General features: G+C 68.8%; 17 protein-coding genes and 1 pseudogene. 4 read left to right on the top strand and 14 right to left on the bottom strand.

The genetic code is table 11. The features are described from left to right. Positions 1 to 3: 3 nt before the first annotated feature. From C8D87_RS18105 to C8D87_RS18095, 3 genes are all read right to left on the bottom strand, one after another. Positions 4 to 1,653: a choice-of-anchor B family protein gene (locus C8D87_RS18105; RefSeq protein WP_112227548.1), complete on the bottom strand. Its 1,650-nt coding sequence runs from the start codon at positions 1,651 to 1,653 to the stop codon at positions 4 to 6. Between the two features lie 116 nt (positions 1,654 to 1,769). After that, positions 1,770 to 2,036: an anti-sigma factor family protein gene (locus C8D87_RS18100; protein ID WP_109636637.1), complete on the bottom strand. Its 267-nt coding sequence runs from the start codon at positions 2,034 to 2,036 to the stop codon at positions 1,770 to 1,772. After that, positions 2,033 to 2,644, bottom strand: coding sequence for an RNA polymerase sigma factor (locus C8D87_RS18095; protein WP_233442161.1), 612 nt, complete (start codon positions 2,642 to 2,644; stop codon positions 2,033 to 2,035). The genes C8D87_RS18100 and C8D87_RS18095 overlap by 4 nt, the downstream gene beginning before the upstream one ends. Before the next feature lie 55 nt (positions 2,645 to 2,699). Between C8D87_RS18095 and C8D87_RS18090 the strand changes: the two genes are divergently transcribed. Continuing rightward, complete coding sequence (locus C8D87_RS18090) at positions 2,700 to 3,047, top strand: DUF1801 domain-containing protein (protein ID WP_146771756.1); 348 nt, start codon at positions 2,700 to 2,702, stop codon at positions 3,045 to 3,047. A 1-nt stretch (position 3,048) separates the two neighbouring features. Here C8D87_RS18090 and C8D87_RS18085 read toward each other — a convergent pair whose 3' ends face one another. From C8D87_RS18085 to C8D87_RS18075, 3 genes are all read right to left on the bottom strand, one after another. Then, on the bottom strand, positions 3,049 to 3,753 hold the full coding sequence (locus tag C8D87_RS18085) for a flavodoxin family protein (protein WP_112227545.1): 705 nt from the start codon (positions 3,751 to 3,753) through the stop codon (positions 3,049 to 3,051). After that, positions 3,750 to 4,178 (bottom strand): SRPBCC family protein, encoded by a 429-nt coding sequence (locus C8D87_RS18080; protein WP_112227544.1) that lies wholly within the window; start codon positions 4,176 to 4,178, stop codon positions 3,750 to 3,752. The genes C8D87_RS18085 and C8D87_RS18080 overlap by 4 nt, the downstream gene beginning before the upstream one ends. Positions 4,179 to 4,336: 158 nt before the next feature. Continuing rightward, on the bottom strand, positions 4,337 to 4,813 hold the full coding sequence (locus C8D87_RS18075) for an RNA polymerase sigma factor (protein WP_215732363.1): 477 nt from the start codon (positions 4,811 to 4,813) through the stop codon (positions 4,337 to 4,339). A gap of 417 nt (positions 4,814 to 5,230) precedes the next feature. Between C8D87_RS18075 and C8D87_RS18070 the strand changes: the two genes are divergently transcribed. Genes C8D87_RS18070 through C8D87_RS18060 form a run of 3 tightly spaced genes read left to right on the top strand, consistent with a single transcriptional unit; the run spans position 5,231 to position 8,395 of the window. Next, positions 5,231 to 6,688, top strand: a complete 1,458-nt coding sequence (locus C8D87_RS18070; RefSeq protein ID WP_112227543.1) for an FAD-dependent oxidoreductase — start codon at positions 5,231 to 5,233, stop codon at positions 6,686 to 6,688. Then, entirely contained in the window at positions 6,685 to 7,752 is a 1,068-nt protein-coding gene (locus C8D87_RS18065) for a hypothetical protein (RefSeq protein WP_112227542.1), read from the top strand. The genes C8D87_RS18070 and C8D87_RS18065 overlap by 4 nt, the downstream gene beginning before the upstream one ends. A 28-nt stretch (positions 7,753 to 7,780) precedes the next feature. Beyond that, positions 7,781 to 8,395: a TetR/AcrR family transcriptional regulator gene (locus C8D87_RS18060; protein WP_112227541.1), complete on the top strand. Its 615-nt coding sequence runs from the start codon at positions 7,781 to 7,783 to the stop codon at positions 8,393 to 8,395. A gap of 341 nt (positions 8,396 to 8,736) precedes the next feature. Here the strand turns inward: C8D87_RS18060 and C8D87_RS18055 are convergent, their stop codons facing one another. The 8 genes and pseudogenes from C8D87_RS18055 to C8D87_RS18030 form a co-directional block, all read right to left on the bottom strand. Beyond that, positions 8,737 to 9,027, bottom strand: a complete 291-nt coding sequence (locus C8D87_RS18055) for a hypothetical protein (protein WP_112227540.1) — start codon at positions 9,025 to 9,027, stop codon at positions 8,737 to 8,739. A 15-nt stretch (positions 9,028 to 9,042) separates the two neighbouring features. After that, entirely contained in the window at positions 9,043 to 9,531 is a 489-nt protein-coding gene (locus C8D87_RS46945; protein WP_215732362.1) for a pyridoxal-phosphate dependent enzyme, read from the bottom strand. Positions 9,532 to 9,583: 52 nt separating this feature from the next. Continuing rightward, positions 9,584 to 9,886, bottom strand: a pseudogene (locus tag C8D87_RS49180) (pyridoxal-phosphate dependent enzyme); the annotation flags it as partial. A gap of 14 nt (positions 9,887 to 9,900) precedes the next feature. Continuing rightward, positions 9,901 to 10,173, bottom strand: coding sequence for a hypothetical protein (locus C8D87_RS46935; protein ID WP_215732361.1), 273 nt, complete (start codon positions 10,171 to 10,173; stop codon positions 9,901 to 9,903). Beyond that, complete coding sequence (locus tag C8D87_RS18045; protein ID WP_112227736.1) at positions 10,170 to 11,120, bottom strand: ornithine cyclodeaminase family protein; 951 nt, start codon at positions 11,118 to 11,120, stop codon at positions 10,170 to 10,172. The genes C8D87_RS46935 and C8D87_RS18045 overlap by 4 nt, the downstream gene beginning before the upstream one ends. An 8-nt stretch (positions 11,121 to 11,128) precedes the next feature. After that, on the bottom strand, positions 11,129 to 12,271 hold the full coding sequence (locus C8D87_RS18040) for a DSD1 family PLP-dependent enzyme (protein WP_112227539.1): 1,143 nt from the start codon (positions 12,269 to 12,271) through the stop codon (positions 11,129 to 11,131). After that, on the bottom strand, positions 12,268 to 12,939 hold the full coding sequence (locus tag C8D87_RS18035) for a helix-turn-helix transcriptional regulator (RefSeq protein WP_112227538.1): 672 nt from the start codon (positions 12,937 to 12,939) through the stop codon (positions 12,268 to 12,270). The genes C8D87_RS18040 and C8D87_RS18035 overlap by 4 nt, the downstream gene beginning before the upstream one ends. A gap of 273 nt (positions 12,940 to 13,212) precedes the next feature. Further along, positions 13,213 to 14,142: an RNA polymerase sigma factor gene (locus tag C8D87_RS18030; protein ID WP_215732359.1), complete on the bottom strand. Its 930-nt coding sequence runs from the start codon at positions 14,140 to 14,142 to the stop codon at positions 13,213 to 13,215. Positions 14,143 to 14,166 lie beyond the last annotated feature (24 nt).

Raw genomic sequence — 14,166 nt, 5'->3', positions numbered from 1 at the left:
ACCTCAGAACTGCAGGCTCCAGGCGTCGATGTAGCCGACGTCGGAGCGGTAGACGTCCTGCACCTTGAGCAGCCAAGTGCCCACGGCATCCTCGGCGGAGGCGTTCACGTCGTAGGTGGCGATCACGTTGTCGCCACCGTCGTTGCTCGAACCCTTGAGCCGGTAGGCCGTGCCGTCGGGCGCCACCAGGTCGATCACCAGGTCACCTCGGTAGGGGTGCTTGATGTCGACGTTCACCTTGAGCGTCGCCGGTGCCTTGCCGCTCAGCCCGGACACGGCCACCGAGGACGTCACCGCCGCGCCCGCGTCCGGAATGGACACGTCGGTGGTGTTCTCGAACTTCCCTCCCGGCGGTGGTTCCACCGCGCCGAGGTTGGGCTTGACCACGACCAGGCCCTGCTCGATGCCGTTGACCAGGACGATGCCGCTCGCGAAGTACGGGTAGTTGCTCCACGCCCCGTTGAACTTCGCTTCGTCGGCGGCCGGGTAGATGTCGAAGAACCCGGCCTCGGTCAGCTGCGCCGAGGCGACGTTGCTGACGTCCAGGATGCGCAGGCCTGCCTGGTAGTTGGCCTGGTAGGAGTACTTGCCCTTGATGTACTGGTTGTGGTCGATCGCCGTCGCGGGCGAGTTGTAGACGCCCGTGTGGACCGGGTTGGCGAGGCTCGCGAGGTCCCAAATGTAGGTCTTGGTGCGCTTGTCGGTGCCGCGCGACTCGTCCAACTCGTCGTCGAGCAGGAAGTACCGCTGGTCCTCGGTGAGCCAGCCCTGGTGCGAGTACTGCGCGCCCGAGTAGCCCTTGCGCGAGATCTGGACCGGGTTCGCCTTGTCGGTCACGTCGACGATCGTCAGCGTGTCCTCGTTGGAGTTGAAGCAGATCTCCTTGCCCCGGTAGGCCACGTCGGGCCCGCGGTAGATCACGCACTGGTTGTCGTGCGTGTAGCCGTCCTGCGATACGCAGCCCGCGTTCTTCGGCGACTTCGGCGTGCGGATGTCGACCATGTGAGGGCCGCCGCGGCAGGTGTTGGAGCCGATCGCGTAGGCGTAGCCGGTTTCCTCGTTGATGGCGATGTTGTGCGCCGGGCCGAACTCCTTGTAGAGCGCGTCCGCGGTCAGCGTCTGCGGCGTCGTGATGGCGCGCAGTCGGGTCAGGTCGAACACCTGCATCCCGTGGCCGCTGATGAAGTCCGCGACGATGAACGCGTGGTCCTTGTAGACCTTCATGTCGCGCCACGTGCTGCTGCCGCCGTTGGACGGCAGGTTGCCCAGGTACTTCGGCGCGGTGGGAGTACTGACGTCGACGAACGCGGTGCCATTGGTGCGCCCGACGATCGCGTACTCCTTGCCGGAGGACGGGTCGGTCCAGCCCCAGATGTCGTTGCCGTTGCCGCCACCCATCTGGGCCAGCGGCAAGACGCTGAGCAGATCGACGTTCTTGCAGGGGTAGATGTCGGCCTTGCCGTTGACGCACGGCACACCGGCCGCGGTGCCGGTGACGGCGTGCCGTTCGGCCGGCCGGTAGTCGGCCATGAACGCTCTGGCCGCCGCCTGTCCTTCAGGGGTGTCGGGATCGTGCGCGGACGCGCCCGACATCGTGAGGGCGACCGCCGATGCGGTGAGCACGGCGAGCACCCCCATGCGCAGGGGTTTCATGAAGTTGGGCTCCTCACGGAATCCCGTCCGCCGGGGCGGACGGGTGCAGGGGTTTCCGATCAGTTACCGAAGGTAGGAGGAGAGGACGCCTCGTGTGAACCGTCGTTCGTCTGAAATCAGCGGTGATGCTCCGGCGGACCTGCGGGGCCGTCAGTGGCGTGGCCCCACGTCCGGAACGCGTCCAGCAGCCGTTCGCGCGTCTCGTCCGGCAGCGACTCCGGCGGCAGCTCGCCGAGCTCGGCGATGGTCGCACGGAACTGGTCGAGGTAGCGCTCGCAGCCTTGGCACTCGGCGAGGTGCTCGACGAAAGCGCGTTCGGCCGCCTCGTCCAGTGCTCCCTCCAGGAACGCCGTCACGAGTTCGACGAACTCCTCGCACGTCATGCCGTTCCTCCTGACGTCGCGAAATAGGTCTCCAGGCAAGCCCGGACCGCCGCACGACCGCGGTGCAGCAGCACCCGCTGGTTCGCCGGTGAGATCTCCAGCATCGCGCACACCTCCTCGGACGTGTGGCCCTCCACGTCACGCAGCACAACGACCACGCGCTGCCGTTCCGGCAGGTCGTCGAGCGCCCGTCCCACCACCTGCCGGAGCTCGCCGTCAAGCACCCACGGCTCTGGGAACTCGCGCCAATGGCCGGGGAAACCCTCGTCCGCGCCCCGGAACCGGGACGGGTCCACCGTCGGCCCGCCATCGGGATCGACGCTCGTCCACGGAACCGTGCGTTTCTCTTTGACGCCGCGCTTCTTCGCTGTGTTGACCAGGATCCGGTACACCCACGTGCGCAGCGACGCAGTGCCGCGAAAGCCGTCGATGCCGCGGATGACGGCAAGCCAGGTGTCCTGCACGACCTCCTCGGCCGAGGCGTCGGTGGACACGAAACCGCGCGCCAGCCGGATCATCGACCCCGACCAGGCATCCAGCAGCGAGACGAATGTGGCCTCGTCGCCGGAGCGGAGTCCAGCGACCAGCACCTTGTCAGCGGGCAGCACCTCGCGGAATCTACCTCCCCGAGCGCGTTCCGCCGACCCGGCGCACCATGGTGCCGTGAACGAGGTCGACCAGTGGTTCATCGACAAGGCCCACCCGCTCGATGCGCTGATGCGCCAGGTCCGTGCGGGCATCCCGGGCCCGGCCAGCCGCGTCACCGAGTCCATCAAATGGCAGACGCCGACGTTCTCGTTCAAGGGCAACATCGTGAGCTTCAATCCGTCCAAGCACTTCGTCAGCCTGCTGTTCCATCGCGGCGCCGAGATACCCGGCGACCACCCGCGCCTCGAAGGCGACGGAAAGCTGGCGCGCACGATGCGCTTCCGCTCCTCTGACGACCTGGAGACGGGGCGGGCCGAACTGGAAGCCGTGATCCGGGCCTGGTGCGACTGGAAGGCGGGTTGAGCTACCGGTACTCGGGGTTCTCGAAGTCGTACCGGCAGCCGGCGTCCCACCCGGACCGCTGGTTGCCGTGCGCCGGGATCCCGCCCGCGTCCTTGAGCATCCTGGCCAGGTGCAACAGGTTCCACGTCATGAACGTGGTGTTGCGGTTGGTGAAGTCGTTCTCCGGCCCGCCCGATCCGGGGTCCAGATAGGACGGCCCCGGCCCCGCCTCACCGATCCAGCCCGCATCGGCCTGCGGCGGGATCGTGCAACCCAGGTGCTGCAGGCTGTAGAGGATGTTCATCGCGCAGTGCTTGACGCCGTCCTCATTGCCGGTGATCAGGCATCCGCCGACGCGGCCGTAGTAGGCGTACTGGCCGGCGTCGTTGAGCAGGTGCGAGCAGGCGTAGAGCCGTTCGATGACCTGCTTGGTCACGGAACTGTTGTCGCCCAGCCAGATCGGGCCCGCGATCACAAGGATGTCCGCGGCCATGACCCGCTCGTAGATCTCCGGCCAGGCGTCGGTCGCCCAGCCGTGCTCTCTCATGTCCGGCCACACACCGATCGCGATGTCGTGGTCGATCGCGCGCACCACCTCGACCTGGACGTCCTGCTTCTCCATGATCGCCCGGCTGACGTCCACCAAGCCTTCGGTGTTGCTGCGGTCAGGCGACCGTTTCAGCGTGCAGTTGATGAACATCGCTCGGAGATCGCTGTAGCCGGTCATGCGAAACGCTCCTTCAACGCGGCCAGGCCGGGCAGGAAGATCCCGTCCCGGACCTGGTAGATCACCTGGGGTTCATCGGTCGCGTCGCAATCGAAGTCGGCCGTCCACTCGACCAACGACGTGGTGGGTGACGCGGGCGTGACGCGCAGGCCGGAAACGTAGTCGCGCACCGGCAGTCCCGCGGTGTCCTCGAACGCGTACCGGGTACTGCGATCGACATCATCGAGCGCGATGAGCCGTTCGCGGTGCTCACCCGCTGCGGGGAACACGCGTACCGCGCCCACCCGGTCTCCTGGGTCACCGCCTTCGATCTTCGCTTCCGGCAGGTGCGGGTGCCACGACCCGATGGCGGAGAAGTCGCGCAGCAACTCCCACACCTCGTCGGCGGGCGCGTCGAGCACGGCGCTGGTCACGATTCTGGGCATTCGTCAGCTCCTCGGGCTGGTCCGGCTTTCACGACGGCTCAGTTCCCGAGCACCCGGTAGGCGTTACACACGAAAGTTCGCCGAGACGGCGGCCGGTCAGTGTGCGCGCAACTCGGCCGCGCGCAACATGAGGCATTGCTGTTCGGGCAAGCTGGCCGTCATCCTCGCCGCGCGCCCGTACGACTCCACGGCCGCAGCGAGATCTCCCGCTCGCTCGAACAGGTGCGCCCGGACCGCTTCCAGCCGGGGCTGTGCGCCATCCGCTCATCCGCCTCCAGCATCCCGAGCACCGCGAGTCCGGCGCGTGGGCCGTGCACCTCGGCGACGGCGACCGCGTGGCCGAGCGCGACCACCGGGCCCGGCGCGACCTGGGCCAGCACGTCGTACACGGCCAGGATCTGCGGCCAGTCGGTGGCGGCAGCGGTGGGGGGCCTCGTCGTGCACGGCGTCGACGGCCGCCTGCAGCTGGTCCTGACCGACCGGGCCGGTGCCGTCGGCCCAGCCTCCCGGCGCGCGTCGGTCAGGAGCATCAATGCCAGCAGCCCGCTCCCGTGCCCACGATCAATGGCGGCACCGAGCGACATCCGCGCGATCGCCTGGTGGATCAGCACTTCATGGCGGCCAACGCCATCCACGTAACCGAGGCCAGCACTCCAGTCCCGCTACCGGCACACGGCCAGCAGGACTGCCCGCGTGACGTCCGCTTTCAGCCCCAACACCTGCTCCGATCGTCGCCGTCCAAACGAAGGCGATCAGCCTAGCGCTCCTGATCATGTTGGTCTCGCCGCTCCAAAGAAGTCCGGCTGGAGTGGAACTTCCGGAACTCCGAACGCTGAACGTGTCGACCCTGTTAGCGCCACCAGGGCCCTGTGGTCAGTTGTCGGGCTTTAGGGGCAAGTCCAACGCGGCCGCATCGAACCCCACGCGGCTGCGATCGCCGACTCGCCGCCGCACGAACCGCCAGCCCTCAGGGGACCATCCGGCTTCTTGACCCCCGCATCAGCCAATCATACATTTGAAGCAACTTTGTATGATCGAGAGAGGTAGCCGGCATGCGGCTCGGCACCACCGCCGTCGTCCTCGGCGGCAGCGCAGCAGGGCTGTGCGCTGCGGGAGCGCTCTCCCCTCACTTCGACCAGGTGGTGGTGCTGGAACGCGACGAGCTGCCTGCCAACGCCGAGCACCGGCGCGGCGTGCCGCAGAGCAAGCACCCGCACTTCCTGCTGAACTCGGGGCGTCGTGCGATCGGGGAGCTGTTCCCCGGTTTCGAGGACGAGCTCATCGCCGCGGGCGGGTTGCATCTGATGCCGTCCATGGACGCCGCCTACCTCGACGGGGAGGGTTGGTCGGCGCGCAAGCGCGGCTCGATGACGATGATCTACGGCTCGCGGCTGCTCATCGAGCGGGTGCTGCGCGACCAGGTGCGGAAGCTGGCCAACGTGGTCGTCCGCGAAGGCGTGTCGGTCAACGGCCTGAGTGCTCGTGACGGCGGGATCAACGGTGTCAGCTTCACCTCAGCCACCGGTGACGAGCACGTCGAGGCCGACCTCGTCGTGGACGCGATGGGGAGGGGCTCACCGGTCGCCAGCTGGCTGGTGGCCGCAGGATGGCCAGAGCCGCAGGTGCAGACGCTCGACGCCAAGGTCACCTACACCTCGCGCTGGTACGAACTTCCCGAGAAGCCACCCGCGTCGTGGTGGTGGCGGCACCTGGTGATCATGCCGACGCAGCACAAGGGCGAGCATCCCGCCGAGCACGAGTTCCTGGTCAACTTCTTCCCCATCGAGGGCAACCGCGCCATCGCCTGCATGGGCTCGTGGGGGCACGAGATGCCGCGCACCGCCGAGACGTTCGCCAGATCGGCCCGCCGGGTGCGGACACCGTTGTTCGCAGCGGCGATGGACCGATGCACTCCCGTCTCCGAGGTGCACCTGACCCGGTCGACCGGCAACAAGTGGCGGCGCTACGACCGGTGGGCGACACCGCCAGGGCGGCTGGTGTTCGTCGGTGACTCGATCTGCGCGTTCAACCCGTTCTACGCACAGGGCATCAGTTCCGCCGCGAGCTCGGCGTTGTTGCTGCGCGAGCACCTCTCCCGTGCCGAGCGGGTCGACGCGGCTTTCTCCGCGCAGTTCCTTGCGGCGCAAAGGAATTTGCTGACCGTGCCGTGGCGCCTGGCACTGGCCAGGGATCGAGGCTACGCGTGCGCCGGAGGCACCGAGAAGGTGAGCGAGTGGAAACGCCGCCTCGTCGCGGCGGTGTCCGGCCCGGCGTTCAGCTTCATCGTTGGTGCAGCTCGTGAGTACCCGGTGGTCGACGAGCACTTCGCCAAGGTGTTCAACCTGGACGAGTCGCTGGGCGACATGATGACCAACCCTCGTGTGCTCGCAGGACTTCTGCGCTACCGCATCCGCACCGCGCTGGGACGTCATCGCATCCCGTTCGGGTTCGACCCCCTGGCCGAACCGCCGGCAACGGACTACTCGACCGCATCGGCGGCGTCACGATGACCACCACCTGCGGGCCGGAGGCCGAAGCCGTCACCCGCGACCTCGGCTTCGACTGTCACGACGTCTCCCCCGTCGTCTCGGTCCGCGCACCCTGGGATCTCGCCCACCCGACGATGCCGCTGCTCGAGGCGCTCGTCGTCGGCGGCGCCGTTTTCGCTCTGGTGCACGCCGTTCGCCGCCACCGCGCGGGGGACTCGGTCAACCTCGCGTTGTGGTGGGCGTCGCTGGTCTACCTCCTCGTGATCGAGCCACCGCTGTACTTCCCGGAGTGGTTCGGCCTGGACGAGATCTACGGCTTCATCTTCGCCCACAACCAGTTCACCGTGCAGTTCATGTGGGACCGCTTGCCGCTGTACATCGTGGCGTTCTACCCGATGATCAGCCAGCTCGCCTACGAGGTCGTACGCTGCCTCGGGATCTTCCGCCGGCGTGGAGCGCTGGCCGGATCGGTGGCGGTCGCCTTCGTGTGCCAGGTGTTCTACGAGGTCTTCGATCACTTGGGACCGCAGCTGAAGTGGTGGGCGTGGAACCCGGACAACCACATCGTCAACCAACCCGCGATGGCGTCGGTGCCGTTGCAGAGCGCCCTGCTGTTCGCCTCCGTCTCCCTGGGAGCCATGACCTATCTGGTCGTGCGCCTGACTGCCGGAGGGCGGTGGCTGGTGGCCCGCACCGTGCTGGCCGGAGTCCTCACGCCACTGGCGATGGTGATCGCCGGCATCCCGTCGAGCCTCTTCGGCGTGAACCCCACCGCACGGGCGTGGGTGCTCGGGATCGAACTGGCCCTGGTCTGGCTGGCGGGCACGTGGATCATCGCGTCCTCCCGACAACCCCTGGACGAGCCGTTGCCCGCCTTCACCCGCTTCTACCCCGCGGGCTACCTGGGCCTGATGGCGCTGCTCTGGATCAGCGCTCTGCCTGCCCACCTCGCCGCGGAGAACGGCGTCACCGCCGACGGCACTCCGACCGGAAACGGCCTGTACGCGCTGGCCTGCTTCGCCGGAGCCGGTGTGGTGCTGGCTGCGCTTCATCGCGTGCGCCGCGACGCACCTGCCTCCGCCTGAGGAACCCTCCTCAGGAAAGATAATGCACATGGGGCACCACGGATGGCAGGGCAACCCACCCGGCACCGAGCACGAGGCACGCCGCCGGATCGTCAAGGCTGCGACGGCGTGCATCGACCGTGCCGGACTGGCCAAGACCAGTCTCTCCGACGTGGCCCAGGAGGCCGGAGTCACCCGGCAGACCGTCTACCGCTACTTCCCGCGCCTGACAGATGTCCTCAGCGCTGTCGCCATCGCCGGCGCCGAGGAGTTCGCCGGAAGGATGGAGCAGCACCTGGCGGCCTTCACCAGCGCCACCGAGGTCGCCGTGGAGTCCGTCGTGTTCGGCGTGCGGACCGTCCCCCGCGAGCCCTACCTGGGCCTGCTCCTGCAAGCCGGCGAAGGTGACTTCTTCACAGATGCGGTCACGTCGGCCCAGTGGTTCGCCCTCGGCGCACGCATCCTCCGCAACGTGCCGGTCGACTGGGCCTCCGCAGGCGTCACCACCGACGACGACTTCGCCGGACTCGCCGAGGTCCTGATGCGACTCTTCCTGTCGTTCCTGCAGCATCCCTCGGCGCCGACGGTCACCGATGACCAACTGCGGACTCTGGTCCGTCGCTGGATCGGACCTGCTCTGCGCGGCCCCATCGGCCGCGTCTAGCCGGTCGTGTCGCATCAAGCCCCTGGTAGGGCCACCACTTCTGACCGGTCTGACCCCAGCGTGGAGATCGGATCGCAGTACGCGTAGCGGCGCTCCAGCGCTTCCGGGTCCTTCAGCGCGATCCCGGTCCGGTAGATCTTGGTGCAGTGGATGCGATCCGGAAGCCGCCGACACCGTAGCGATTCCTGCTGTGCCGAGGATCTTGTCGATCAACGCGGGGTACCTGGCGTCGCGGTCACGAATGAAGTCCATCGCCCGACGAAGTCGTCGTCGTGCCGCTGGCATCCACGATGCATTGACGGCACTGAGCGACGAGGTATTGCCATCAAGGGATGACGAAGTCATGTTGCCGGGTCAGACGAAGACCCTCGAGCACGGTCCTTCCTGGCGTGTCCAGCTGGGAAGATTCGGCCGCTCATGGCGATGTGGACGCCGTGGGGCAGGGTCTGCAGGGCTGCCACGGCGAGTCCGAGGTTGAACGGCTTGCGGCACAGGCTTTCGACGGTGATCTCGTGCCGGGTGCGGGCGCGTTCGAGGAGGGACGCCACCACAGGCGGCCCAATGGCGAAGGTGCCTTGCAGGGTGTACTCGACGTCGAGGGAACCACCGGTCGTGATGACGTGGATGCGCATGGGGTCCTTCGACGGTCAGACCGGGGGCTTGGACTTCAGACCGCTGCCGCACAGCGGTGCCACGACGGCGGGAAGCCCATCGGGTCGCGGTGTGGTGGCGACGAGATCGGCTCGGATGGCTGCCCAGCACACCGCGGAGGTGGGTTCGACGTAGAGGCCGGCCCGGGCCAGCGCGGCGTGGGCGGCGTGGACCTGCTCGTCGGTGACGGTGACGATGGTGCCGCCGGTGGCGCGCACGGCGGCCAGGATCTGGCGGCCGCGGGCTGGTGCGGCGATGGCGATGCCCTCGGCGACGGTGCCGTGCGTGGTGATGTCGGCGGGTTCTGGTCGGCCGTCAGCGAACGCGTTGGCCAGCGGGGCGCACCTGGAGGCCTGGACCGCGACGATGCGGGGGAACCGGTCGATGAGTCCCTGGTCGAGCAGTTCGGTGCAGCCGAGGTGGGCCCCGAGCACGAGAGTGCCGTTGCCGACGGGCAGCACGAGGGGTCTCGGGCAGCCGGCCACCGAGCTGCTCCCACAGTTCCAGCACGTAGGTCTTGGTGCCGTGCAAGAAGAACGGGTGGTAGACGTGGCTGGCGTAGAAGACGCCCGGTTCACCGGCGGCGCGGGCCGCGGCGCGCGCGGTGTCTTCCCGGGTGCCGGGAATCTGGTGCACGGTGGCACCGTAAGCGCGCAGTTGTGCGACCTTGCCCTCTGAGGTGCTTTCCGGAACGTAGACGTCGCAGGTGATGCCGGCGCGGGCGGCGTAGGCGGCGACGGAGGTGCCGGCGTTGCCGCTGCTGTCGGTCATGAGCCCGGTGACGCCGAGGCGGGCGGCCAGCACGACCGCGCCCCTGTCCTTGAACGACCCCGTCGGCATGAGGTGGTCGATCTTCAGTCCGACACGGGCTGCCCCGGTGTGGTGACCAGTGGAGTCATGCCTTCACCCATGGTGATGCCGGGTGGTTCGAAGATCGGCAGGGCCTCGGCGTAGCGCCACAGGCCGGGCCGGCGGGTAGCGAGGTCCGCGGCCTTCGGCATGGCCGGCGTGAACCCTGTCAGATCCAGCACGCCGTGGCAGTCGGCGCACCGCCAGGCCAGCTCGTCCAGGGCGTGGCTGCGGCCGCACCCGGCGCACCGCAGTGCCATCGTTTCCGGGTTGTTCATGAGTTGGCTTCCCTCTCGGTCGCTGCCGCCTGCAGGAGGGCATCGGCGATGAAGAGGTCTTGCAGGGCAATGCCGGAGCTGTCGAAAACGGTGATCTCGTCGTTGCTGCGGCGTCCTTCGGCCTGACCGGTGAGGACGTCACCGATGGCGGTGAGCGTCAGAGTGCCGTCGCCGACGAGACCGGCGACGTGCTGCAGTTCCCCGATCTGGACGGCTTGGGCGGTCAGGTCGCAGAACAGCCGCGCCGTGGTGAGCAGCTCGACCGGGAGTTCCTGTTTGCCATGGGCGTCGGCGCCCATGGCGGCGACGTGGGTACCCGGACGCACCCAGGCCGCGTCGAACAGCGGTGCGGTGGCGGTGGTGGCGGTCACGATGACGTCCGCGTCGCGGCACGCCTGCTCGGCGGGGGTGAGCCGTCCGGTGAGGCCACGTTCGGCGAGCCGGGTCAGGAAGTCGTCGCCACGCTGCCGGTCGCGCGCGACGACGTGCACGGCCGTGAGGGGCAGCACGCGGGCGAGCGCGGCGCATTCGTACAGCGCTTGGTGCCCGGTACCGAAGACGGTCAGCGTGGTGACATCGGGGCGGGCCAGGACGCTCGCGGCGACGGCGTCGGCGGCGGCCGTGCGGTAGGCGTTGACGACACCGGCTTCGACCACCGCGCCGATGCGGCCGTTGTCCTGGTCGAACAGCAGCACCACGGAGTTGTGCCGGGGCAGGCCCCGATCGGCGTTGCCCGGCCAGTAACTGCCGATCTTGACACCGGCGAGCTCCGCCGACGCACCCGACTTCACGGTGAACCTGTTCCGTTGCTCGGACCCGTGACCGAGGACCGCGGGGAACACCTCGGCCTGCCCGTCGGCGGCGGCGATCAGGGCGTCGCGCGCGGCGGTGAAGGCCAGTTCCTCGGTGACGAGGGCGGCGGAAAGGTGCTCTGGCAGGAAACGCACGACGGTGGTCACCATCCCTGAACGCGCGGCCACACGGCCACGACGGCGGTCGAATCCGGTTCGGTCACGTGGTACCGGTCGTGCTGTGCTGCGGTGGCGCAGGCGTGGTTGGGCAGGATCCGCACGCGGGTGCCGACGGGCAGGTACGGCAGGGCGGCGGTGCTACCGGGGCGAAGTGACAGGACGCCGTGCTCCTGGCTCGCGTCGCTCATCAGCAGGTCCGGGTAGAGGTCGCCGTCGAGGTCGGCGACGAGGCCGTATCCCTGGTCCACCCGCTGACGTGCGGTACCGCGGTCGCGGGAGGTCGCCATCCAGCCGCCGTCGGTGAGGATCCACCCCTTGTCCAGGCGGTGCCCGATCACTGTCGTGACCACCGTCATCGCCAGGTCGGCGGTGGAGCAGACGCCGATGCCGGCCATCACCAGATCGAAGAAGACGAAGTTGCCCGCCCGGACCTCGGTGACACCGGTGAGGTCGGCCGCGAAGTGCGCGGTCGGTGTGGAGCCCACGCTCACCACCGGAGCCTCGTGCCCGGCCGCCCGCAACACCTCGGCGGCCTGCACCGCGCACCGTCGCTCGTTCTCGGCGGCCGCGCGCAACCGGTCGGCGCCATCGGCGTAGTAGGACTCACCGGCGTGCACCAGCACGCCCCGGACCTCGGCGCCGCCGTCGGCGAGCGTGCGGGCGATGACGGGCAGCACAGGGTCGTCGGGACGCACCCCGCCGCGGTGACCGTCGCAGTCGATCTCGATCAACGCCGGGATGCCCGTCATCCCGGTGCGGGCGGTGGCGAGCGCGGCGGCCTGCTCCACGCTGTCGAGCAACACCACGAGGTCCACGCCGCGCCGCCGCAACATCGTCACCCTGGCAAGCTTGTGCGGCGTGATCCCGACCGCGTACACGATGTCGCGGTAGCCGGCGTCGGCGAACGCCTCGGCCTCAGCCAGCGTCGACACCGTGATCGGCCCCGGCTGCCCGTCGTGCAGCAGCGCGGCCACGTCGAGGGACTTGGCCGTCTTGACATGCGCGCGCAGCGGCACGCCCAGCTCGTCGAGGTGCTTGCGGAGCCGATCGATGTTCGCGGCCACCGTCGCCGGATTCACCGCCAGGAAAGGAGTTTCCAGATCGTTCAGCGTGCTCCGGGCGATCATCGGCTTCCCTCACCGCTCGCGATTTCGTCCTGCGTCCGGCGGCACTCGGCCAGATCCGCGTACACAGCGGAACGCGACATGCCGAGTCGTTCGGCGACACGGGGCACGGCGTTGCGGACGGCGAAGACACCGCGACGGTCCAGAACGCGCAACAGTGCCAGCCGTTCCACCCGAGTCAGTCCGGCGACGGACTTGCCGCGCGCGACCTCCTCCGCCCGAATCAGCGCGTCGACCACGTCGTCGAAGTCGTCGCTGAACGTGGTGGCCGGGACCTGCGCCGGCGGCGTGCCGGCCAGTGCGGTCAACAGGTCGCCCGCCTGCCGCAGTGCCGTGACATCGATGTTGACGCACAGCGCCCCGAACACGTGGTCGGCGCCATCGCGCAGCGGCATCGTGGACGACTTGATCAGCCGCCCGTCCGGAGTGCGGGTGATGTAGTTGATGTCGTTCACCGCCGCGTCGCCCTGGGCGAGCACGGCCAAACCGATCTCGCTCAGCGCGCCACCGGCCTTGCGCCCGGTCACCGACCCCGCCACCGCCACGACGGACTGCTCACCCCGCCTGTAGTCGTGCAGCACGACTTCGCACGTGGGCCCGAACGTCGCGGCCAGCCCGTCGATCACCGGCCGCAACGCCGCCAGGATCGCATCCGCGCCACCGTCCGCCACCGCGTCCGCCTCTCGATCACCTACCGCTCAGGACGGAGCCAATAGTAACAGTCCAGCTCCTGGACAAACAGTCCAGATGTTCCTGTGCGCGTCAAATGACGTGCTGACGACGTCACCGGAACGAGCTGACCGGCCGGCACGGCGGCGGTGGCTGCGAGGCCCACGGCTGCGGACATTGGCCTGACCTGCCCCAGCGTGGCCGGGCTGACGACGCCCCGTAACCGCCGGTCTGCTGCTCGCGCGGTCGCACCGTGTCCTGGTCGCCGTTCGTCGTCACGGGTTGGGGTGGAAGAGGCGAATCGTCTCGATTCGCTCGTCGCCCAGGGTCATCAGCCACAGCACAGCCGGGGGGCAGTGCTGGGGGTCCCACGGCGGGCTGAGCAGGTCGCACTCGAGAATGGTGATGCGGCGGCCGGCCGCGACACCGTTCAGCCGCTGACTGACTCCGGCGGCGAGATCGCTGTCCATGATGTCGGTCAGGGTGTCCCGGCCGCGTCCTCGTTGCCCCTGCGGCCCGACGAGGCGCACATCAGGGACGGTTGCAGCCGCCAGCGTGGATCGGAACCGACCGTTCGCCGCCGAGGACAGCATGTCTTCGGCCTCGCGTCGGCGTTGATCGGTGAGGGCGGCGGTGTCGACGTGGGCGCTGGCCGCGGAGGCCCGCAAGGCGTCGCCGAGTTTCCTGCGTGCCTGGTTCAGCCGGCTGCGTATCGTTCCGACGGGCACCTCGCACAGCGCCGCGATCTGGTCGTACGACGTCGCCGTGGAGAAGTACCGGGCCAGCACGACCGTCTGCAGTGGCTCGGAGAGGGCCTCCAGAGCGGTCCAGACCCAGTCTCGCAACGCGTGGTCGTCGAGGGCCTCCTGAGGTGTCGGCTCCCGCGTCGGCAGGTCGTCGGCTCGCGGGGAGATCGGGGTTTCCCGATCGGCCGAACGCAGCCGCATCCGCGCGGCATTGCGGGTGATGGCGCGTAGCCACGGGCCGACAGCGGCAGGGTCACGCAGTTCGCCGAGCCGGCTGAGTCCGACGAGGATCGCGTCTTGAACAACGTCTTCGGCGTCAGGGCTCCAGCCGAGCATGCTCAGCGCGACCGCGCGCATTCCGGGCCGATGCCTCTCGAGCAGGACGCCGAGGCCGGCCGCATCCCCGCCTCGAGCGGCCATCACCAGCTCAATGTCGGTCGGCGCGTCGTCGGAGCCCACGGCACTCATCATCCGCGCTGCGAA

The sequence above is a fragment of the Lentzea atacamensis genome, assembly GCF_003269295.1.
In the GTDB taxonomy this organism is placed as follows: Bacteria; Actinomycetota; Actinomycetes; order Mycobacteriales; family Pseudonocardiaceae; genus Lentzea; species Lentzea atacamensis.
Note: the sequence above shows the minus strand (reverse complement) of the source record. Positions and strands in the feature narration are given on the sequence as shown.

Excerpts from the sequence above, each read along its gene's own strand:
- C8D87_RS18100 (WP_109636637.1), bottom strand. The coding sequence starts at position 2,036 with ATGACGTGCGAGGAGTTCGTCGAACTCGTGACGGCGTTCCTGGAGGGA.
- C8D87_RS18080 (WP_112227544.1), bottom strand. The coding sequence starts at position 4,178 with ATGCCCAGAATCGTGACCAGCGCCGTGCTCGACGCGCCCGCCGACGAG.
- C8D87_RS18040 (WP_112227539.1), bottom strand. The coding sequence starts at position 12,271 with ATGATCGCCCGGAGCACGCTGAACGATCTGGAAACTCCTTTCCTGGCG.
- C8D87_RS18105 (WP_112227548.1), bottom strand. The coding sequence starts at position 1,653 with ATGAAACCCCTGCGCATGGGGGTGCTCGCCGTGCTCACCGCATCGGCG.
- C8D87_RS18070 (WP_112227543.1), top strand. The coding sequence starts at position 5,231 with ATGCGGCTCGGCACCACCGCCGTCGTCCTCGGCGGCAGCGCAGCAGGG.
- C8D87_RS18060 (WP_112227541.1), top strand. The coding sequence starts at position 7,781 with ATGGGGCACCACGGATGGCAGGGCAACCCACCCGGCACCGAGCACGAG.
- C8D87_RS18065 (WP_112227542.1), top strand. The coding sequence starts at position 6,685 with ATGACCACCACCTGCGGGCCGGAGGCCGAAGCCGTCACCCGCGACCTC.
- C8D87_RS46935 (WP_215732361.1), bottom strand. The coding sequence starts at position 10,173 with ATGAACAACCCGGAAACGATGGCACTGCGGTGCGCCGGGTGCGGCCGC.
- C8D87_RS18055 (WP_112227540.1), bottom strand. The coding sequence starts at position 9,027 with ATGCGCATCCACGTCATCACGACCGGTGGTTCCCTCGACGTCGAGTAC.
- C8D87_RS18085 (WP_112227545.1), bottom strand. The coding sequence starts at position 3,753 with ATGACCGGCTACAGCGATCTCCGAGCGATGTTCATCAACTGCACGCTG.